This is a genomic window from Paenarthrobacter ureafaciens, from assembly GCF_004028095.1.
Lineage (GTDB): Bacteria > Actinomycetota > Actinomycetes > Actinomycetales > Micrococcaceae > Arthrobacter > Arthrobacter ureafaciens.
Window position 1 is genome coordinate 1 of record NZ_SBHM01000006.1, and the last position, 20,930, is coordinate 20,930.

17 protein-coding genes and 1 tRNA gene are annotated in these 20,930 nt (G+C 64.0%); 11 read left to right on the top strand and 7 right to left on the bottom strand.

Translation table 11 applies throughout. The annotated features are described in order from the left end of the window. Positions 1–1,090 (bottom strand): M1 family metallopeptidase (locus AUR_RS01105; RefSeq protein ID WP_241650838.1); only part of this gene is annotated, 1,090 nt, incomplete at its 3' end. 113 nt (positions 1,091–1,203) lie between these two features. Between AUR_RS01105 and AUR_RS01110 the strand changes: the two genes are divergently transcribed. From AUR_RS01110 to AUR_RS01120, 3 genes are all read left to right on the top strand, one after another. Next, positions 1,204–2,760 carry a circularly permuted type 2 ATP-grasp protein gene (locus tag AUR_RS01110; protein ID WP_021470450.1) on the top strand — a complete coding sequence of 519 codons (1,557 nt, stop codon included), beginning with the start codon at positions 1,204–1,206 and terminating at the stop codon, positions 2,758–2,760. 64 nt (positions 2,761–2,824) lie between these two features. After that, the gene (locus AUR_RS01115) at positions 2,825–3,751 is read left to right on the top strand and encodes an alpha-E domain-containing protein (RefSeq protein WP_021470451.1); all 927 of its coding nucleotides are present in this window, start codon (positions 2,825–2,827) and stop codon (positions 3,749–3,751) included. Continuing rightward, positions 3,748–4,599 (top strand): transglutaminase family protein, encoded by an 852-nt coding sequence (locus tag AUR_RS01120; RefSeq protein ID WP_062096862.1) that lies wholly within the window; start codon positions 3,748–3,750, stop codon positions 4,597–4,599. The genes AUR_RS01115 and AUR_RS01120 overlap by 4 nt, the downstream gene beginning before the upstream one ends. A gap of 6 nt (positions 4,600–4,605) precedes the next feature. Here AUR_RS01120 and AUR_RS01125 read toward each other — a convergent pair whose 3' ends face one another. Together AUR_RS01125 and glgC are read right to left on the bottom strand one after the other, a co-directional pair. Continuing rightward, entirely contained in the window at positions 4,606–6,057 is a 1,452-nt protein-coding gene (locus AUR_RS01125; RefSeq protein WP_062096863.1) for an SDR family NAD(P)-dependent oxidoreductase, read from the bottom strand. A gap of 66 nt (positions 6,058–6,123) precedes the next feature. Then, positions 6,124–7,536: a glucose-1-phosphate adenylyltransferase gene (glgC, locus tag AUR_RS01130; protein WP_170828541.1), complete on the bottom strand. Its 1,413-nt coding sequence runs from the start codon at positions 7,534–7,536 to the stop codon at positions 6,124–6,126. Between the two features lie 93 nt (positions 7,537–7,629). On the opposite strand from glgC, the gene glgA reads away from it, so the two are divergent. Continuing rightward, positions 7,630–8,826, top strand: coding sequence for a glycogen synthase (gene glgA, locus AUR_RS01135; protein ID WP_062096864.1), 1,197 nt, complete (start codon positions 7,630–7,632; stop codon positions 8,824–8,826). Between the two features lie 92 nt (positions 8,827–8,918). On the opposite strand, the gene AUR_RS01140 is transcribed toward glgA, so the two are convergent. Then, on the bottom strand, positions 8,919–11,030 hold the full coding sequence (locus AUR_RS01140) for an acyl-CoA dehydrogenase family protein (RefSeq protein WP_062096865.1): 2,112 nt from the start codon (positions 11,028–11,030) through the stop codon (positions 8,919–8,921). A 47-nt stretch (positions 11,031–11,077) separates the two neighbouring features. Next, positions 11,078–11,770 carry a TetR/AcrR family transcriptional regulator gene (locus tag AUR_RS01145; protein WP_062096866.1) on the bottom strand — a complete coding sequence of 231 codons (693 nt, stop codon included), beginning with the start codon at positions 11,768–11,770 and terminating at the stop codon, positions 11,078–11,080. A 62-nt stretch (positions 11,771–11,832) separates the two neighbouring features. Between AUR_RS01145 and AUR_RS01150 the strand changes: the two genes are divergently transcribed. The 3 genes from AUR_RS01150 to AUR_RS01160 are packed head-to-tail and all read left to right on the top strand — an operon-like array spanning position 11,833 to position 15,439. After that, positions 11,833–13,173 (top strand): acetyl-CoA C-acetyltransferase, encoded by a 1,341-nt coding sequence (locus AUR_RS01150; protein ID WP_062096867.1) that lies wholly within the window; start codon positions 11,833–11,835, stop codon positions 13,171–13,173. A gap of 8 nt (positions 13,174–13,181) precedes the next feature. Beyond that, entirely contained in the window at positions 13,182–14,522 is a 1,341-nt protein-coding gene (locus AUR_RS01155) for a 3-oxoacyl-ACP reductase (protein ID WP_062096868.1), read from the top strand. Beyond that, the gene (locus AUR_RS01160) at positions 14,519–15,439 is read left to right on the top strand and encodes a MaoC family dehydratase (RefSeq protein WP_062096869.1); all 921 of its coding nucleotides are present in this window, start codon (positions 14,519–14,521) and stop codon (positions 15,437–15,439) included. The genes AUR_RS01155 and AUR_RS01160 overlap by 4 nt, the downstream gene beginning before the upstream one ends. A 121-nt stretch (positions 15,440–15,560) precedes the next feature. Here the strand turns inward: AUR_RS01160 and AUR_RS01165 are convergent. Continuing rightward, a tRNA-Leu gene (locus AUR_RS01165) sits at positions 15,561–15,646 on the bottom strand. 262 nt (positions 15,647–15,908) lie between these two features. On the opposite strand from AUR_RS01165, the gene AUR_RS01170 reads away from it, so the two are divergent. Then, positions 15,909–17,213, top strand: a complete 1,305-nt coding sequence (locus tag AUR_RS01170) for a M20/M25/M40 family metallo-hydrolase (protein ID WP_021470461.1) — start codon at positions 15,909–15,911, stop codon at positions 17,211–17,213. Between the two features lie 35 nt (positions 17,214–17,248). Next, positions 17,249–18,409, top strand: a complete 1,161-nt coding sequence (locus AUR_RS01175) for an acyl-CoA dehydrogenase family protein (protein WP_062096870.1) — start codon at positions 17,249–17,251, stop codon at positions 18,407–18,409. Between the two features lie 9 nt (positions 18,410–18,418). On the opposite strand, the gene AUR_RS01180 is transcribed toward AUR_RS01175, so the two are convergent. After that, positions 18,419–18,652 (bottom strand): DUF5703 family protein, encoded by a 234-nt coding sequence (locus AUR_RS01180; protein WP_021470463.1) that lies wholly within the window; start codon positions 18,650–18,652, stop codon positions 18,419–18,421. A gap of 39 nt (positions 18,653–18,691) precedes the next feature. On the opposite strand from AUR_RS01180, the gene AUR_RS01185 reads away from it, so the two are divergent. Both AUR_RS01185 and AUR_RS01190 read left to right on the top strand, forming a co-directional pair. Next, positions 18,692–18,949: a hypothetical protein gene (locus AUR_RS01185; RefSeq protein WP_021470464.1), complete on the top strand. Its 258-nt coding sequence runs from the start codon at positions 18,692–18,694 to the stop codon at positions 18,947–18,949. A 269-nt stretch (positions 18,950–19,218) separates the two neighbouring features. After that, entirely contained in the window at positions 19,219–20,898 is a 1,680-nt protein-coding gene (locus tag AUR_RS01190; RefSeq protein WP_062099196.1) for a sugar transferase, read from the top strand. Positions 20,899–20,930: the final 32 nt, after the last annotated feature.

Sequence of the window (20,930 nt, forward strand, 5' to 3'; positions counted from 1 at the left end):
CCCACGCCTTCCGCTTGCTGGCAAAGTTGATCCACGCGCTATCCCAGTCGGTTGCCCTGTCAACGCCGAGCGTGCCCATGAAGTCGGCAAAGGATTCCTTCAGCCAGAGATCATCCCACCACGTCATGGTCACCAGGTCGCCAAACCACATGTGGGCCATCTCGTGCATGAGGGTGTTCGCCCGCGCCTGATACTGCGCGTCCGTTGCCCGGGAGGTGTAGACGTACTTTTCGGTGAATGTCACCAGCCCGGGGTTCTCCATGGCACCAAGGTTGTATTCGGGGACGAAGGCTTGGTCGTACTTACCCCACGGATAGGGGTAGTCGAAGAGCCGGTTGAAGAACTCCAGGCCGCTCTTGGTGAGCTTGAACAGCTCGTCCGTGTCGAAGGAGTCCCGCATGGACGCGCGGCAATACAGTGCCAGCGGCACCTCAAGCCGGGTGCCGTCGTCGAGCGTTGCTTCCCAACGGTCCGTTGCCTTGAAGTACGGTCCGGCAAGCACTGTAGTGATGTACGTGGACATAGGTTTGGTTGCAGCAAAGTCCCACAGGGTCACGCCGTCGTCCTCGAGCGGAGTGCCGGCCGATGCGGCGCCGTTGGAGGCAACCTCCCAGCTGGAGGGAGCGATCACATGGAAGGTGAAGGAGGCCTTGAGGTCGGGCTGCTCGAAGTTGGCGAAGACGCGCCTGCTGTCAGCAGGCTCGTATTGGGTGTAGAGGTAGCACTGGCCGTCAGCGGGATCGAAGAATCGGTGCATGCCCTCGCCGGAGCGGCTATACAAGGCCATCCCGGTGACAGTGACCTCATTCCGCCCGGCCAGGTCCTCAAGAAGGATCCTGTCCCGGTCAACAACGGCATTGACGTCCAGGGAGCGGCCGTTGAGGACCACCGACTGCACTCCACCGCTGATGAAGTCCAGGAAAGTAGCGGACCCGGGCGCGGCGGTGAAGGTAATGGTGCTGGTGCTTGGATAACCTTCGACGGCGGGATCGGCCGCCGCGCGGACATCCAAGGTGACGTCGTAGCTGTGGGTGGTAATCAGGGCTGAACGGGCAGCGGCCTCGTCGCGTGAGAGGTTGTGATTCGACACACAGCTATCTAATCATGCTCCGTGCGGCCGCCCGGCCCGCTCGAAGGCCCGGAAACCCGCGACACGAACGGCCCGAAATGCGCTCAACCCAAAAAGGTGATTGTCTAATTCCCATGTCTGACCTCTTCCAGGATTATTCGGAGGCCGCTGCGCGCAGCGGTGCCTACGACGAGATGTTTACCAGCGGGCACGTTGCCCGGAAATCCTACGGTCAGGTAGCCGGCGCCCTCCGGGAACTTTCCTTGGCCGACGTCACCGCCCGGGCCGACTCGATGGCACGCAGCTTCCTGGACCGCGGCGTCACGTTCGACTACGCGGGGGAGGAACGGCCATTCCCGCTCGACATCGTTCCCCGCGTGATCCCGGCTGACGAGTGGGACGTGCTGGAACGTGGAGTCGCCCAGCGGGTGAAGGCGCTGGAAGCTTTCCTGAACGATGTCTACGGCCGCATGTCGGTGGTCGCCGACGGCGTCATTCCGCGCCAGCTCGTGACCACGAGCGCCCACTTCCACCGGGCCGTCCACGGTTTCGAGCCCGCAGGCGGGGTCCGCGTGCACGTCTCGGGCATCGACGTCGTCCGTGACGCAGCCGGCACCTTCCGCGTCCTTGAGGACAATGTGCGCGTGCCGTCGGGCGTCAGCTACGTCCTGGAGAACCGCCAGGCCATGGCCAAGGGCTTGCCCGAAGCGTTCGGGCAGCAGCACATCCGGCCGGTGGAGGAGTATCCGCGCAGGCTGTTGTCCGCGCTCCGCAAGACCGCCCCCGCCGGAGTCGATGACCCGACCGTTGTTGTACTGACCCCCGGCGTCTTCAACAGCGCCTACTTTGAGCACACCCTCCTGGCCGGGCTCATGGGCGTCGAACTCGTGGAGGGCCGGGACCTGATCTGCCGTGGAAACCGCGTTTACATGCGGACCACGGCTGGTGAGCAGCGCGTTGACGTCATCTACAAGCGCATCGACGACGACTTCCTGGACCCGCTGCAGTTCCGCTCCGATTCGATGCTTGGTTGCCCCGGTCTGGTGAACGCAGCGCGCGCAGGGGGCGTGACCATAGCAAACGCCGTCGGCAACGGCGTCGCCGACGACAAGCTCGTGTACAGTTACGTCCCTGACCTGATCCGTTACTACCTCCACGAAGAGCCCGTGATTGCCAACGTTGACACGTTCCGGCTCGAGGAAAAGGAAGCAAGGGAATACGTCCTGGACCGCTTGGACGAACTGGTGGTCAAACCCGTTGACGGTTCCGGAGGCAAGGGCCTGGTGATCGGTCCCGATGCGTCCAAGGAGGAACTTGATGCCCTGCGCAAGCGCGTGATCGAGGACCCCCGCGGGTGGATCGCCCAGCCGGTCCTGCAACTGTCCACTGTGCCGACGTTGTCCGGGGACAAGTTCGGGCCCCGCCATGTGGACCTGCGCCCGTTTGCCGTCAATGACGGCGACGACGTCTGGGTCCTGCCCGGCGGACTGACCCGGGTGGCCCTTAAGGAAGGATCGCTGATCGTCAATTCCAGCCAGGGCGGAGGCTCCAAGGACACCTGGGTCCTTGCCGACTCGCCACAATTGCCGGCGGAAGTAATCCCCCGCCAGTCGGTAACTGTGCGCGAACAGGTATCCGTATGGCCGGTTGAAAGCAATTGGCGGGACCGCCAAACGGAACAACAGCAGTGATCCCGGCCATCTCCGACCATTCCCCAGAACTTCGAAATGCACCATGCGAAGGAGGCACAGCCCCATGCTGAGCCGTATTGCCGAATCACTTTTCTGGATCGGCCGCTACGTCGAGCGGGCCGACGGGACCGCAAGGATCCTGGATGTCCACCTCGAGCGGCTTAACCACCTTCCCTTGGAGGAACAGCGCAGCGTTGCGCGGGACCTCCTGGCCGTCATGGGCGCCAAGCCGCAGAATGACGACTTCGGGCTTCCCGAGCTGCTGCACGCCCTGGCCTACGACAAGCAGAGCGCTTCCTCGATCGCCGGGTCGCTCGGGGCGGCGCGGGAGAACGCCCGGAGGGCCAGGGAAACTGTCTCCCAGTCCCTCTGGGAAAGCCTCAACACCACCTACTACGGGCTCAACCAGCACCGCAAGGACGTGGTGGGCACCTACCGCTTCTGCAACTGGGTACTGGAACGTACTGCCATGGTCCGGGGCCTGGCGGACACCACAGTGAGCCACGATGAAAGCTGGCTCTTCATGGTCCTGGGGCGGTCCTTGGAACGCGCGGACATGACCGCCCGCATGCTGTCGACGCGTGATGTCCAGTCCGCGGGGATGTCCTGGGTGAACATGCTGCGTTGCGCCGGAGCGTACGAGTCCTTCATCCGCACCCGACGGGCCGCCTTCGGAGACCAGCATGCTGCCGAGTTCCTGCTGCTGGACCGCCTCTTCCCGCGCTCCATCGTCTATGCGCTCCGCGATGCCGACGAGTGCCTCGCCAAGCTGGACCCCTCGGCGCAACGCGTGGGGTTCATCAATGATGCGCGCCGGATCGTCGGCCAGGCCCGTACCTTCCTGGAATTCCACCGCACCGATGACCTCATGTCCGAACTTCCGGAGCACATGGAGCGTGTGCAAAAGGCAGTCACCCAGGCTTCGGACGCCATTTCCCGTAAGTACTTCAATCAGGCTGACGAACACGCCTGGGTGGGAGAAGTTTCATGACCCGGCTGAGCATCGTCCACAAGACGGCCTACAAGTACAACCGCCGAGTGACGCTGAGCTACAACGAGGCCCGGATGACGCCGCTGACGGATAGCCAGCAGGTGGTCCTGGAATCGTCCCTGAAGGTTTCTCCTGCCCACGCTTCGGTCAGCACCTACCGGGATTATTGGGGTACGCGTGTCACGGCCTTCGATATGCAGGTCCCGCACGAAAGCCTCGAAGTCCTTGCCACGGCTACCGTGGAAGTGCACCGGAGCGAACGCCTGCCCAGCGACGACCATATTGTTGGCTGGGACGAGATCCGTTCGGCAAGGATCCAGGACGAGTTCAGCGACTGGCTGCCCCAATCCAGGCTGACGGGACCGGGCACGGAAGTGCTGGGGATCATTCCCGGCGTCGTGGAGGGCCTTAATCCGCACGAGGCAGCCATGGCTGTGTTCGCGTGGATGGCGAGTGAGATGACCTATATGAAGGGCACCACCGGAGTCACCACCAATGCTGAACAGGCCTGGGAACAGCGCCAGGGCGTGTGCCAGGACCTCGCCCACCTGGCCATAGGTGCGTTGCGGAGTTGCGGCATACCTGCCCGCTACGTCTCCGGCTATATCCACCCCAGATCCTCGGCGGCCATCGGCGAGACCGTCGCCGGGCAGTCCCACGCCTGGCTGGAATGGTGGGACGGCGAATGGCGCAGCTGGGACCCCACCAACCACAAGCCGGCCGGCGACTACCATGTGACCGTCGCCAAGGGCCGCGACTACCGGGACGTCCCGCCGCTCAAAGGCATCCTCTCCGGAGGCGGCGGATCCACATTGTCCGTTTCGGTGGAGATCACCCGCCTGGCGTAGGTGGTATCACCAGGGGGAGGGCTTGTAGTCCTTGAGGAAGACGCCGTACTGGTCCTCTCCCAGCTCGCCCATGACGATGGGATCGTAGACGCGGGCTGCGCCGTCGACGAGGTCCAGGGGAGCGTGGAAGCCTTCCTCCATGAGCCTGACCTTGGTGTAATGAGGCCGTTCGTCCGTGATCCAGCCGGTGTCGACGGCGGTCATCAAGATGCCGTCGGAGTCCAGCATTTCCTGGGCGCTGGTGCGGGTCATCATGTTCAAGGCAGCCTTGGCCATGTTGGTATGCGGATGGCCCGGACCCTTGTAAGCACGGGAGAACTGGCCCTCCATGGCCGAAACGTTCACGATGTACTTCCGGCGGGCGGTAGAGCGCTTCATGGCGCCGCGCAGCCGGCTGACCAGGAGGAAAGGCGCCGTGACGTTGCACAACTGGACTTCGAGCATCTCCAGGGGGTCCACCTCGTCCACCACCTGGGTCCAGCTATTGATGGTGGCGAGGTCCGGAACCAGGCCTCCGGCGTCGATGGCCGTCCCCGACTCGATCCGCTGCAGGGAAGCCGAGCCGGTGGAAAGTGCCAAAGACGTAATGGCGTCGCCCGCCAGGACCGGGTGCTCCGTGACGCTGCTCGCCAAAGCAAGGGGATGCTTGTCATGCGCGTGCCCGAACGTGACGAGTTCCGGCCCGCCGTTCGCCGCCTCGAGTGCGACAGGCAGCGGCTCATCCTCGGCATCAACCAGAGGCTTGTAGGCGTTGCCCGAGCGGCGCACGGTCTGGGCCGCGTTGTTGATGATGATGTCCAGGGGACCGGCCCCGTTCAGCGAGTCGGTCAGGGCCATGACCTGGGCCGGGTCCCGGAGGTCGATGCCCACGATCTTCAGCCGGTGCAGCCACTCGGCGCTGTCTTCCATGGCGGCAAAGCGACGGGCGGCGTCCTTGGGAAAACGCGTGGTGATGGTGGTGTGGGCTCCATCGCGAAGCAGCCGCAAGGCGATGTACATGCCGATCTTCGCGCGCCCGCCGGTGAGCAGTGCGCGGCGTCCCGTGAGGTCGGTCCTGGCGTCCCGCTTGCTGTGGCTGAAGGCAGCGCAATCAGGGCAGAGCTGGTGGTAGAAGGCGTCTACCTGCGTGTAGTGCTGCTTGCAGATGTAGCAGGGACGCGAACGGATGAGGTGGCCTGCGATCTCGCCCGTAGCGGAGGGGGCCAGCTTGTTGCCCCGGGTCTCGTCGTCGATCCGGTCCGGCGCTGCCGTGGCCGTCAGGGCAATCACTGCCTTGTCGGCTTCGGCGATCTGGTCCCTCTTGGTGACACGGCGGTGGCGCTTGACTGCCTTGAACATCTTGCCGGTGGCACGACGCACGGCTACGTAATCGGGGTGTTCCTCGTCATAGGCGTGGATGGTGCTTAAAACCTTGAGGCAGGCCTGGATCTCCTCAGGCGTCAGATCGGTGGAGCTCATTGACCTGATTTTACAGCCTTGGGACCCTTGGGCCTGCCTCCGGTTCCGTCATGCCGGTGCGGGTGACTAGCTGGATGCGCCTTGTGATGCGGGGTCGATCACGCGAGCCTGAACGCTTGCCACGACCTTCTCCGCCGAATCGCGGATGACGGGATCGTCCTGGGTGGCGGCCTTGAGTGCTTCCGGAAGGCTCCGGCGGTACTCGGAGGACAATGCCAGTTCCGCTTCGTCAGGTTCGGGAACAATTTGCCCCTTGGCCAGCACGGTAATGCCGGACTCCGTGACTTTGTAGCCGCGGGCCCGGTCAAGTGCCGGGTCGAGGCCGATGGCTGCGCCGGCAGGCACCTTGACGTTCTTGTCCAGGATGGCCCGCTTGATGACGGCTCCTTCACCAACCCGGACCTTGTCCATCAGCACCGAATCCTGGATGCGGCTGCCGGCCTCGACGAAGACGTCGTTGGACAATACGGACCCCTCCACGATGCCGCCGGAGATCACGACGCCGCTGGCCACGATTGAATCGAGGGCGGTCCCGACGGTGCTGTTTCCGCCGCGAACAAACTTGGCCGGCGGGGAAATGCTCTGCCGCGTGTAGATCGGCCACTCGGAGTTGTACAGATTGAAGATGGGGACAGGGGAGATGAGGTCCATGTGGGCGTCGTAGAACGAATCGATGGTGCCCACGTCGCGCCAATAGGTACGGTCCCGGTCGGTGGCTCCGGGGATGTCATTGAGCGTGAAGTCGTAGACTCCGGCTTGGCCCTTGTCCACGAAGTAGGGAATGATGTCCCCGCCCATGTCGTGCTTGGTGTCCAGGCGCTCCGCATCCACGTGGAGCGCCTCCACCAGTGCATCGGCGTCGAAGACGTAGTTGCCCATCGACGCCAGGAACTGGGTTGGATCAGCGGCCAGGCCGGGAGTGCTGGCGGGCTTCTCCACGAAGGCGGCGATCTTTTGGGGATCGTCCTGGTCGACTTCGATCACGCCGAACTGGTTGGCCATGTTCAGCGGCTGGCGGACGGCAGCCACGGTGGCCTTCGCGCCGCTCGCGATGTGCTGTTCCACCATCTGCGAGAAGTCCATGCGGTACACGTGGTCCGCACCGACCACCACCACGATGTCCGGCGCATCGTCATGGATGAGGTTCAGGGATTGGTAAATGGCGTTGGCACTGCCCAGGAACCAGCTCTTGCCGACGCGTTGCTGAGCCGGCACCGAGGCGACGTAGCGGCCCAACTGCGTGGACATGCGCCAGGTCTCCGAAATATGGCGGTCAAGGCTGTGCGATTTGTACTGGGTTAACACAACGATTTTCAAATATCCGGAATTGACCAGATTGGATAATGCAAAGTCAATCAGCCGGTACCCCCCGGCAAACGGCACGGCTGGCTTGGCCCGATCCGCCGTCAACGGCATCAGGCGGTTGCCTTCGCCGCCCGCCAGCACGATAGCCAATACTTTCTTCAACGCCATGGTCACAGCTCCCCGTACGACTTCGTAGCCCCCAAAAGTCCGATTTTCCGGACCCTTTCACACTAGAACACATACGCCGGAACGACTACGTTGGTTAGCGTGCGTATAGACATTGTGACTAAAGAATTCCCTCCGGAAATTTATGGTGGTGCCGGAGTCCACGTAGCCGAACTGAGCCGGGTGCTTGCAAAGCACGTTGATCTCCACGTCCGCGCCTTTGGTGCGCCGCGTGATGCCGATTACCACGGGGCTACCGTTGACTCCTACTCAACCCCGGAGGATCTGGGCGATGCGAACCCCGCTGTCCAGACACTCGGCGTGGACCTGCGGATAGTGCCGGACATCGCTGGAGCGGACCTGGTCCATTCGCACACGTGGTACGCCAACATGGCAGGCCACCTGGCTTCGCTCTTGCACGGAATCCCGCATGTGCTGAGCGCGCACAGCCTTGAGCCGCTGCGCCCTTGGAAGGCCGAGCAGCTTGGTGGCGGCTACGCCCTGTCCTCCTGGGTGGAGAAGACCGCCTACGAGGCAGCGGCGGCGATCATCGCCGTGTCCGAAGGCATGCGGCAGGACATCCTGCGCAGCTACCCCAACGTGGATCCCGGCAAGGTGCGGGTGGTCCACAACGGAATCGACGTCTCCCTGTGGGAGCGGGACGAAAAAGAGGACGCAGTCCGGGCGTTGGGGATCGATCCCGGCAAGCCAAGCGTCGTTTTCGTGGGCCGCAACACGCGCCAGAAGGGCGTGCCCTACCTCCTGCGTGCAGCGTCCAGCCTGCCCGAGGATGTCCAGCTGGTCCTTTGCCTGGGCGCTGCGGACACTCCTGAACTGGCCGCCGAAACAGCCCAACTGATCGAGGAACTCCAGTCCAAGCGCGACGGCGTCATCCTGATCGAGCGAATGCTGCCCCGCCATGAGCTGATCCAGGTCCTGAGCCACGCCACTGCCTTCGCCTGCCCGTCCATCTACGAACCGCTGGGAATCGTCAACCTGGAAGCCATGGCGTGCGGGGCGGCAGTGGTTGCCAGTGCCACCGGTGGCATTCCCGAGGTTGTCCAGCACGGGGAGACCGGCCTCCTGGTCGAACTCGAGCAGGTCACCGACGGCACGGGAACGCCGCTCGATCCGGAGAAGTTCGTAGCGGACTTCGCCGCCGCGCTCAACCAGGTTGTCTCCGACCCTGCCCGGGCCCGGGAAATGGGCGCTGCCGGACGGCGCCGGGCGGAGGAGCACTTCTCCTGGGAATCGATCACCGAAACCACCCTTGAGGTCTACCGCTCGGTCCTTTCCTAAGCTCCGGAGTCCACGGAACAAACACACGACGGCGCCGCCCCCGAAAATCGGGAACGGCGCCGTCGAGCGCTTAAGGCGTTTGTAACGGACGCCTAGCGGGACTTGCCGGCCTTGATCGCAAGCAGCGTCTTCTCGTCTGCCGGGGCACTGCCGCTGGCGCGCTGCTGGCGGAAGTAGGTCCGCGCTTCATCCTGGCGGGTCGCTTCGGCTCCGGTGGCAATGGCTGCCCGAAGGTGCTCCGCGCCGTAGCCAAAGGCGTCCACGAGGTCCAGTGCGTGCGGCCGGATCTTGACCAACAGCCGGTTGATGTAAGTGCCAACCGTGCGCCCCCGCTGCATCGAGAGCCGCCCGTTCATGAGGTACCAGGAGAGGTGCTTCTCGATCAGGGACAACCCGAACAAGTCGCGAAGCCGGGTCAGCACTTCCTTGGTTCCCGCATCATCGACTTTGGCCAATGCCTCCGTAAAGGCTTCCCATTGCAGGAGCTCAGCGTGGGCCTGGGCGGCTTCAATCAGCTCATTCTGGTGCTGGTTGAACAGTGCCGCCGCCTGGTGCTGCGGGAGCTTTCCGGCGCCCTTGAGGGCAGCGCCGACTTCGGCCACCATGGACTGGACCCGGTCCGTCAGCAGGGTGCGCTGCCCTTCTTCATCGCGCAGTGCCAAGGCCGACTTCTGGACCGAACCCGAGTCCGCCACAAACTGCGCGACCTGCCGCAGGCCTGTCCGGTGCAAGGCCACGCCCGCAGCCTGGTCCACGACGTACCGGGCCAGGACGCCAAAGTTGGCGCCACGGAACTCCTTGGCGTAATCGGCCAGGAGGCGCTTGGCCACCAGTTGCAGCAAGACGGTGTTGTCGCCCTCAAAGGTGACGTAGACATCCAGGTCTGCCCGCAAGGAAGCGAAACGGTTTTCGATCAGGAAGCCGGCTCCGCCACAGGCCTCACGGCATTCCTGGAGTGTGTCCAGGGCGTGCCAGGTGCTCAACGGCTTCAGGGCCGCGGCCAGGGTTTCCAGGTCCTGCCGGTCGGCGTCGGTGTCGTGCGCTCCGGAAAAGACGTCGTCGAACTTCTGCAGCAGTTGTTCGTGCGCGAAACTGGCCGCATAGGTGGTGGCCAGACGCGTGAACAACCGGCGCTGGTGACGCTGATAGTCCAGCAGCACCTCTTCCTCGGTGGGTGATGTCGCGTTGAACTGGCGACGTTCGGCGGCGTAGTGGATGGCCGATTGCAGGGCCACCTTGCTGGCCGCAACGGCAGCACCGTCCAGCGATACGCGTCCCTGGACGAGGGTGCCGAGCATCGTAAAGAACCGGCGGCCGGGGCTCTCGATGGTGGAGGAGTAGGTTCCATCGACAGCGACATCACCGTAACGGTTCAGCAGGTTGGTGCGGGGGATCCGGACGTTGGTGAAGTGGAGGCGTCCGTTGTCGATACCGTTCAACCCGCCCTTGATGCCGTCGTCCTCGCCACCAATGCCCGGAAGGAAGTCGCCCGTTGCCGGATCGCGCAAGTCCACGTAGAAGGCGTGCACGCCGTGGTTGACCTTCCGGGTGATGAGCTGGGCGAAAACGACGGCGGCCAGGCCGTCGTTGGCGGCGTTGCCGATGTAGTCCTTCCACGCCGCCCGGAAGGGCGTGTCGATAACGAATTCCTGGGTCTCTTCATCGTAAGTGGCCGTTGTGGCAATGCTGGCGACGTCGGACCCATGCCCGGTTTCGGTCATGGCGAAGCATCCGGGAATTTCGAGGCTCATGATTCCGGGGAGCCACTTGTCGTGGTGCTCCCTGGTTCCGAGGTGCATCACGGCGGAACCGAACAGGCCCCACTGCACGCCCGCCTTGATTTGGAGCGAGGGGTCGGCTGTGACGAGTTCCTCGAAGCCGGCGATGTTGCCCCCGTGGTCATCCGACCCACCCAGGCGGGAAGGGAACGCACGATGTACGGCGTTGTTGTCCACGAGGTACTTCAATTGCCCAAAGACACGGCTCCGATGCTCGGTATGCGTCAGTCCCTCGACCTTCTGCACCACTTCACGGCCGGCCAGGTCCCGTGCATGCAGGCGGATGTCCGCCCATCGTCCCAGAAGCTGCTCTCCCAGGGCTGCAACGTCTACCCGGGGTTCGACGGCGACCTTGGCGCCATCCGCCGCGGCGGTTGTACTACCGGGCGATGCAGGTGATGATGCGCGGTCCACTACTTCTGTCATGGTTCTTCCTTCTGTGAGTCCGGACAACTAATGCGTCATTGCTGGTGTCAGGTGGTGGTGGCGAGCATCGGAGCGATGCCCAGGCAAAGCCAATCGGTGATGTTGGCGGCCATGGCGGCCTGGTTGGGCTTCGTGTCGCTGGCCGGGCTTCCCAGCCACATTTCGCCGGCGTTCCGGACCAGGCCAATAGCCGCGGTGGGCCAGTACTCGATCAGCGCTTCCTTGTCCTCGCCCAAGTACTGGCGCATCGGAGTCGCGATCATCTCAGTGACTTGCTCGAAGAAGTTGCCCAAAGCCCCGGACGCTGCGATCGCGTCCTGGGCCGACGCTTCCCCTGGAGTCAGCCGGGTAATGAAGGCATAGACGTTGGGGCTTGATTCAGCCATCTGCAGGTATGCGGAAACCATGGCAAAGAGACCCTCGCGTGGAGTCTGGGCAGACTGGGCGGCTTCCTTCATGCGTCGCTGCATCTGGCCGAGGACCACCTCGCCCATGGCCTGCTGCAGCCCCGCCTTGTCCCCGAAATACCGGTAGAACACGGATTTGGACGTTCCCGCAGCTCCGGCGATGTCCTCCATGGAGGCATCGCTGCCCAAGGCATGGACGGCCTTGCGGGCGGCTTTGATGAGGTCCCGCCGACGCTCTTCGCGGTGCGTTTGCCAGCGGGCAGCCCTGCCGTCGATGGCGCCGGCAGGATCTTCCGACGGGCCGACGCGGGAATCTGCTGGGGAGATGTTCACGATACCCAGCGTATCAGGTACGCTGGGTATCAGTAACTAGCCCCTTGCCGAAGGAGACAACCATGGCTGCAACCGACCGCCCTGCCGATGCCGCACGTGACGTACAGGCGGTCCGGCCCGCCGTGATCGTGGGCGGAAACCGGATACCCTTCGCCCGCAGCGGCGGGGCCTACGTGAAGTCCTCCAACCAGGACATGCTCACCTCCGCCCTGGATGGCCTGATTGCACGGTTCGGCCTCCAGGAGGAACGGATCGGCGAAGTCGCCGCAGGAGCCGTACTCAAGCACTCGCGGGACTTCAACCTCACCCGTGAGGCGGTGCTGGGCTCCGCCTTGTCGCCGGAAACACCGGCCTATGACTTGCAGCAGGCCTGCGCCACCGGCCTCGAAACCGTCCTGGGCCTGGCCAACAAGATCAAGCTGGGACAGCTGGACTCAGCGATCGCCGGGGGCGTCGATTCCGCGTCTGACGCACCGATCGCCGTCAGCGAAGGACTCCGGGAAATCCTCCTGGACCTCAGTCGCGCCAAGACCCCGGTCCAGAAACTGCGCCTCCTCGGAAAGATCCGCCCCAAGGACCTCACGCCCGACGCTCCTTCCACGGCGGAGCCGCGGACGGGCCTTTCCATGGGGGAGCACCAGGCCCTGACCACCGCCCAGTGGAAGATCTCCCGTGAAGCGCAGGACGAACTGGCCTTCAACAGCCACCGCAACCTGGCAGCGGCCTACGAACGCGGCTTCTTCGACGACCTCATCACCCCGTACCGGGGACTCAGCCGCGATTCCAACCTGCGCCCTGACACCAGCCTCGACAAGCTCGCGTCCCTAAAGACCGTCTTCGGGAAAAACCTCGGCTCCGAAGCCACCATGACCGCCGGCAACTCCACGCCGCTGACCGACGGTGCCTCCACCGTGCTGCTGGCCAGCGAAGAATGGGCGGACAACCATGGTCTCCCCAAGCTCGCCACCGTGCTCGACGGCGAGGCTGCCGCCGTCGACTTCGTCCACGGCAAGGACGGCCTGCTCATGGCGCCGGTGTTCGCCGTCCCGCGGCTCCTGGCCCGCCATGGCCTGACCTTCGAAGACATCGACTTCTTCGAAATTCACGAGGCCTTCGCCGGCACGGTCCTCAGCACACTCGCAGCTTGGGAGGATGAGGACTTCTGCAAGACGCGCCTCGGCCTCGAGGGCGCGCTTGGCAAGGTGGACCGGGCGAAACTCAACGTCAACGGTTCGTCATTGGCCGCAGGTCACCCGTTCGCCGCGACGGGCGGCCGGATCGTGGCCTCCTTGGCCAAGCAACTGCACGGGACCGGCAAGGTTGACGGCAGGCCGGCCCGCGGACTGATTTCCGTCTGCGCGGCCGGCGGCCAGGGTGTCGTCGCTATTTTGGAAGCAGCGTAGGGGGAACCGTGACGGACAAATACACTCAGCTCGTCAACAGCGGCATCGGCCGGGATGTCGCCAAGCGGCTCGGCCTGCCCCAGCCGGCCATCCTGCGCCGGTACCACCCTGGAGATCCGCTCATCACCGGACCCGTGCTGGTCAACGGCGACAGTGTAGGCGCCGACGACCTCGCCACCACGCTCCTGGGGTGGGGGCTGGATGTGCGGCGAAACGCGCTTCCCAAGGAAAAGCTGGGAGCCATCATCGTCGTCCTTGATGCAGTGCAACACCCCGAGGACCTGGGCAAGCCGGTGCTGAGCGTCGGAACGTCGTTGCGGGACCTGGCTCCGAACGGCCGCGTCATCACTGTCTCCCGGACTCCGCGGACGGCGCCCACGCCGGCCTCTTCCGCCGCCCGCCAGGGAATCGATGGCTTCCTACGCTCCCTGGCAAAGGAACTGCGGAACGGCGCCACGGCCAACGGCATTCTGCTGGGCGAAGAGCTGGCTACCACCAGCCCGTCAGCGTTGGGCGCCGTACGGTTCTTTCTCTCCGGACGTTCCGCCTACGTCGACGGGCAGTTCCTCACGGTTTCTTCGCCGGCCGGAAAGCTGCCAAGCAGCATGGATAAGCCGCTGGCGGGCAAGGTCGCGGTGGTTACAGGCGCGGCACGGGGGATCGGGGCGGCCATCGCTGCAACGCTGCACCGTGACGGCGCCACGGTAGTCGCTGTGGACATCCCCGTCGCGGGCGACCACTTGGCGGCTGTGGCCAACGGAATCCACGGCACTGCCCTGCAGCTGGACATCAGCCGAAGCGATGCCGGCCAACGCATCATCGAGCACGCCGTCGAACGCCACGGGAAGCTGGACATCGTGGTGCACAACGCGGGCATCACCCGCGACCGGCTGCTGGCGAACATGGACCCGGGGCGTTGGCAATCGGTCATCAACGTGAACATCGCCGCACAGTTGAAGATCAACGAGGCACTGCTTGCCTCCGACCACTTCAAGGACTCACCCCGCATCATCTCCGTTTCTTCGACCAGCGGCATCGCCGGCAACAGGGGCCAGACCAACTACGGCGCCTCCAAGGGCGGCGTCATCGGTATGGTCAGGGCCACAGCGCCCTTGATGGAACCTTTCGGTGGCACCATCAATGCCGTGGCTCCCGGATTCATCGAAACCGAGATGACTGCACGGATGCCGATGGCAGTACGCGAAGCCGCCCGCCGGCTGAACTCCCTGAAGCAGGGCGGCAAACCGCAGGATGTTGCCGAAGCCATAGCATTCCTCGCCAGCGATTCAGCCGGCGGTGTCTCCGGGGAAGTACTGCGCGTCTGCGGGCAGCAGCTGGTGGGCGCATGATCCAGACGCAGCCCATCATCCTTGGCGATCTTCCGTCGCTGTCCAAGTTGTATGTCAACGCCGCTGCGACAGCAGCCCGCCGGCGCGTCCTGGGATCAATGCCCGAAGGGAAGCTCCCTGAAGTCAGCCACGAAGTGCGGGCAGTCGTGCCCGACGTCGCAAACCTCACGGCGTACCAGCACCTGATAGGGGAGACGGCCAGCGACGTCCTCCCCGCCGGGTTTGTCCATGCCCTGGCGTTCCCGGTGGCCATGAGCGTGATGAACCGGGAAGATTTTCCCCTTCCGCTGCTGGGCATGATCCATGTGCGGAACCGGATCGAGCAGTTGAGCCCCATCCATTTCCAGGACGCACTGGACATCCGCGCCTGGACGGAAAACCTGTCCGGTCACCGGGTGGGGACGCAGGTGGACGTCGTTGCCGAAGTCCGCTCCAGCGGGTCGGGCTCCTTGCTGTGGCGGGGCGTTTCCACCTACCTGTCCAAGGGAGTCTTCCTGCCGGGAATCGACAAGCCGGGCAGTCCCAACGGCGCTGCCAAGCCGGATTTCTCTCCGCCGTTCCCCACCGCGCTGTGGCAGCTCGGCGTGGACACCGGCCGCAATTACGCAGCCGTTTCCGGCGATTTCAACCCGATTCATCTCAGCACACTGTCAGCCAAAGCCCTGGGCCTTCGCGGTTCGATTGCCCATGGCATGTATCTGGCATCGCGTGCGTTGGCAGACGTGGGTTCCGTGAAAGCAGAGGCGTTTGTGTGGGAGGTGGCCTTCGAGGCACCCGTCTTCCTGCCCGGCCGCGTGGCGCTGGACATCTCCACTGTGCAGACCGAAACAGGGGCGTGGCAGCGTTCGGACTATGTGGCGTGGAATCCGCGCAGCGGGCGCCGGCACTTTACCGGTTCCGTGGCTGCCCTCAACTGACGCAGGAACATACGACGGCGGCAATCACCACGGGTGCTTGCCGCCGCCACCGGCCACCATGGCTGCCGCAGGGGATCAGGAACAAAGAAGGCCCGGAATCCGTGGATTCCGGGCCTTGCCTTGGTGCGCGGAGGGGGACTTGAACCCCCACCCCCTTTCGAGGACTAGCACCTCAAGCTAGCGCGTCTGCCATTCCGCCACCCGCGCAGGTGGTATTTCAGAGGGAGTTTCCGCGTTTGACGCTTCTCTCTGCTCCGAAGCAGCGAGAAAAACTCTAACACGGTTTCAAGGAACTAAAAAATCCGGGAGAAGGCTAAAACCGCCGGGCGTTCCTTTGCTACCCGGACGGACTTTTCCGGTCCCGGTTCACGGCTCCGGTGAGTAGGCTGAGGTAGGGGACGCAGCAGCAGCGGAACCCGCACTGCCTGTCCGCCTCACCTGCAAGCCCAGCCACGCAAGGAGAATATCCATGTCTGTCATCCGCCCCGAAGACGAAGTTGTCCGGATTTGCCAGGAGCTCATTCGCATCGATTCGTCCAACTTCGGAGATGGCAGTGGTCCGGGTGAGCGGGCCGCCGCCGAATACACGGCAGCGCTCATCAGCGACGTCGGACTGGATGTTGAAATCTTCGAGTCCGCTCCGGGCCGCGCCAACGTAGTGACCCGCATGGCCGGCGAAGATCCCTCAGCTGACGCGTTGGTCGTCCACGGTCACCTGGACGTGGTGCCGGCCATGAAAGAGCAGTGGACCGTGGATCCATTCAGCGGCGAGCTGAAGGACGGCCTCATCTGGGGCCGCGGCGCGGTGGACATGAAGGATATGGATGCCATGATCCTTTCGGTCCTGCGTGATTTCGCCCGAACCGGCCGCAAACCGAAGCGTGACATCATCTTCGCCTTCTTCGCCGACGAGGAGGCCGGCGGCACCTACGGCGCGCGCTACGCCGTCGAACATCGTCGCGAACTCTTCGACGGCGCCACCGAAGCCATTTCCGAAGTCGGCGGATTCTCCGCCACCATTGGCGGGCAGCGCACCTATCTCCTGCAGACCGCGGAAAAGGGACTGTCCTGGTTGCGCCTTGTGGCCCATGGCCGGGCAGGCCACGGCTCGCAGATCAACACCGACAACGCTGTCACCCGGCTGGCGGCCGCCGTCACCCGGATTGGCGAGTACCAGTGGCCCATCGAGTTGACGCCCACCACCAAGCAGTTCCTGGACGGTGTTACCGAACTGACCGGCGTCGAGTTCGACCCGGACAACCCCGACATCCTGCTCAAGGAACTCGGAACCGTTGCGCGTTTTGTCGGCGCGACGCTGCAGAACACCTCGAACCCCACACTGCTGCGGTCCGGCTACAAGCACAACGTCATCCCCGAGTCCGCTGAGGCCTTCATTGATTGCCGGACACTGCCGGGCCAGCAGGAAAAGGTTTTCGACATCATCAGGGAGCTCGCCGGCGACGGGATCGAGATCAGCTACGACAACAAGGACATCTCCCTTGAGGTTCCGTTCGCGGGCAACCTGGTGGATTCGATGATCGATGCCCTCCACTCCGAAGATCCCGGAGCGAAGGTCCTGCCCTACACCCTCTCGGGCGGGACGGATAACAAGTCGCTCAGCAAGATCGGGATCACGGGGTACGGCTTTGCGCCCCTGATGCTCCCCGACGAGCTGGACTTCACGGGCATGTTCCATGGGGTGGATGAACGCGTTCCCGCGGACTCCCTCAAGTTCGGTGCACGGGTCCTCAACCGTCTCCTCACCAACTACTAGGCACCGTGAAGCACGCGCAGACAGGGGAGACAGGCATGGCACCGGAAGACATCCTTCCTGAGGAACTGCTGGAGCTGCTGAGGAGCCGCGCGGCCGGCTACGACCAGGAGAACCGATTCTTCCACGAAGACCTCCAGGACCTCGCCGACGCCGGCTACCTGAAAGTCTTTGTTCCCGAGGCCGACGGCGGCAGGGGACTGGGCCTCGAAGCGGTGGCGGAGCTTCAGCGCCGGCTCGCAACGGCGGCCCCGGCCACGGCGCTGGCGGTGAACATGCACCTGGTGTGGACCGGCGTCGCGCATGCCATGTCCGCACGCGGCGACGATTCGCTGGACTTCGTCCTGAAGGACGCCGGGCAGGGCGAGATCTTTGCCTTCGGGATTTCGGAGGCCGGCAACGACTCCATGCTGTTCGACTCCGGTACCGTGGCGAGGCCGTTGCCTGATGGCAGCTACAGCTTCACCGGGCGGAAGATTTTCACCAGCCTGTCACGCGGCTGGACCCGGCTGGGGACGTTCGGCAAAGATGCGGACGCACGCAACGGGGAGGGCGAGCTGGTCTTCGGTTTCCTCCGCCGCGACGAGCCCGGGCATGAAACCTTGGACGACTGGAACACCCTGGGCATGCGTGCCAGCGCGTCCAACACGACGTTGCTCACCGACGCGGTGATCCCGGCAGAGAGGATCTTCCGCAAGCTTCCCGTCGGGCCGAATAAAGACCTGCTGATCTTCGCCATCTTTGCGTGCTTCGAAACGCTGCTGGCTGCCGTCTACACCGGACTGGCCGAGCGCGCCTTCGCCCTGGCCGTTGATAACGTGAAGCGCCGTGTCTCGGCGAAGTACGGTGGACGCAGCTTCGCCCAGGACCCGGATATCCGGTGGAAGATTGCCGACGCTGCCATGGCGATGGACGGGATGCTGCCCCAGTTGTCCGCCATCACGCGGGACGTGGACCGGATGGTGGACCACGGTCCGCAATGGTTTCCCAAGCTTGTTGGCCTGAAGTCCCGGGCCACGGAAAACGCCCGCTACGTGGTGGACCTGGCCATCAGGGTCTCGGGTGGTTCAAGCTACTTCCGCGGCTCCGAACTTGAACGGCTTTACCGCGACGTCCTGGCCGGGATCTTCCACCCGTCCAATGACGAGTCGGCGCATAACACGGTGGCCAGCGCGTGGCTGGGCCCCTTGGAGGCCTGAGCCGGGCAGCTACACCGTCCGTTGAACGGAGTAAACCTTGCGGCGCAGCCAGAAGCGCCTGCTTCCGCCCATGTAGAGGCGGCTGCGTTCCAATTCCCACTTGCCGTACTCAGAGTGTTCCGCGAGCCGGCGGCGGGCCTCGGGCAAGGAATCCTCAGGACCTATCGTCAGTACGAGGTATTCGTACTGACGTGCATAGTCACGTTGGCGCTCTACGGAGACGCCCCTAAATTGTTCCTTCATCCCTCTCCATTTTGGTCCTTTTCCGGCTAACGTGAAGTCATGACCATCGATCCGCGTGTCGCATTGCAGTCATTGACCGCCGCCCTTGAGGAACATCTGGCGGCGGCTTCCGCCCGTCGCGGGGAAGGTGATCCCACCGTCGAGGCCGCATTCTTCGCCGTCGCCGACGCCTTCGAAGTGTACGAGGATGCGCTGTACGAGGCCTATTCCGAGGTTACTCCCCTCCAGGTCTTCGACGATGATGAAGAGGACGACGACGAAGTCCTCGATGAAGACCTGGAGAGTCTGGAAGAGTAACTCAGTTTCCACAACGGCCACCCCAAAGGGTGGCCGTTTTTGTGCTGTCCATCAGCCGCTTTGTACCGGCGGGAGCCTGAAAACGGGCGCAAACCGGCTTCGAATACCAAGTGTCCCACCGCACCGTACTGAGTACCGCAGGGGTGTACCCGCGAGTAGGCCCTGAGGGAAAACTGAGCAAAGTTGAGTACTGACTACTGGTGCGCCCCCGACACCGCGTGGCTTCACTGGGTGGTAGGCAATTGGCAGAGTTTGCGAAGAAGGCTTCCATGGTACGAGTTCCAGTCTTGCGTCAAAGCAAGGGAGCACTACGCCGCACCGTGGATGCCCACCACGGTGGAAGAGCTTTCGCCGAACAGTCTGTTGCCGACCACGTCAATCCGCCGGCGTCTCCCTGGATTGGCGGGTCCGTTGCTGCACAGCGGACCGAAAAGGCGGGGCTGGCGGCGCCGAGGTCGGATGTCACCCCTGACCTCGTCCCGCCAGTCACCCACCGGATGACCATAGGCGAAGCTCCACCCCGTGACCGTGGTTCGTGGACCCGGATGCTGGTCAACACCCTTCGTTTCGCCGACAGCACGCTGGTATCCGCAGCGGTCTTTGCCGGTTACCTCATCAACACCGACCGACTCGCTCTCACCGCTGCAGGCCAGGGAAGCACCCGTCAAACTGTCCTGGCCCTGGTGATTGCCTTGGCGTGGATAGGGGCCCTTGAGGCCTACCGCACCCGGGACCCCAAGGTGCTGGGGATCGGCGCCGAAGAGTACAAACGCGTCATCTCCGCGAGCCTCAGGGTCTTCGGTTTCCTGGCCGTGGCGGCACTGGTGCTCAGAATCGAATCCGCGAGCACGTTCGTTCTCGTTTCCCTGCCCCTGGGCGTCACCATGCTGTCGTTGAGCCGGTGGGCGTTCCGGCGCTGGCTGGGACGCCAAAAGGCGAGGGGCCTTTGCCTGTCCCGCGCCGTCGTCGTCGGCGAACCGGAGGACGTGCGGTATGTCATCAAGCAGATCAACCGAAGGTCCTGTGCGCCCTATGACATAGTTGGCGCGTGCCTTCCGGGAGCGCGTCGCGGGGCATCGCTGGTAGTGGACGCAGTGCGGGTGCCGGTCCTTTCCTCCATCTATGGCGTCGCGCACACCGTCCACCAGACCGGGGCAAATGCGGTCATCGTGGCAGGACCGGTGCCGGGCGGGAACCAGTTCATCCGGGAACTCGGCTGGCGGCTCGAAGAAGATGCCGCCGAACTGGTCCTCGCGGCCACCCTGACCAACGTGGCCGGCCCAAGGATCCACTGGCGCCCGGTGGAAGGCCTACCGCTGATGCACGTGGATATCCCGCACTATTCGGGGGGCAAGCACACCCTGAAGCGGCTCATGGATATTTGCATCGCCACGATGGCGCTCCTGGCGCTGGCACCGTTGCTTCTGGTCCTGGCGATGATCGTGAAAGCGGACAGCGCCGGCCCCGTGCTGTTCCGGCAGGAGCGGATCGGCAAGCGCGGCACAACCTTCAAGATGCTCAAGTTCCGTTCCATGGTGGTCAATGCCGAGGAACGGCTGGCTGAGCTCACCGCGCAGGACGAAGGGGCCGGGGTGCTGTTCAAACTCCGGAACGACCCCCGCATCACCAAGTGCGGGCGGTGGATGCGCAAGTACTCCCTGGATGAATTGCCGCAGTTCTGGAACGTCCTCACCGGTTCCATGAGCCTCGTAGGCCCGCGCCCGCCCCTGCTCCGCGAAGTGGACGGCTACGAACAACACACCCACCGCAGGCTGCTGATCAAGCCCGGCATCACAGGCTTATGGCAAATCAACGGCCGGTCCGACCTCCCCTGGGAAGAGGCGGTCCGTCTGGACCTCTACTACGTGGAGAACTGGTCCATCGCGGGCGACCTGATCATCATGTGGCGGACCTTCCGGGCGATGATGCAACCGTCCGGGGCCTACTGACACCTCCCTATCCGAGTCACCATCACAGAATC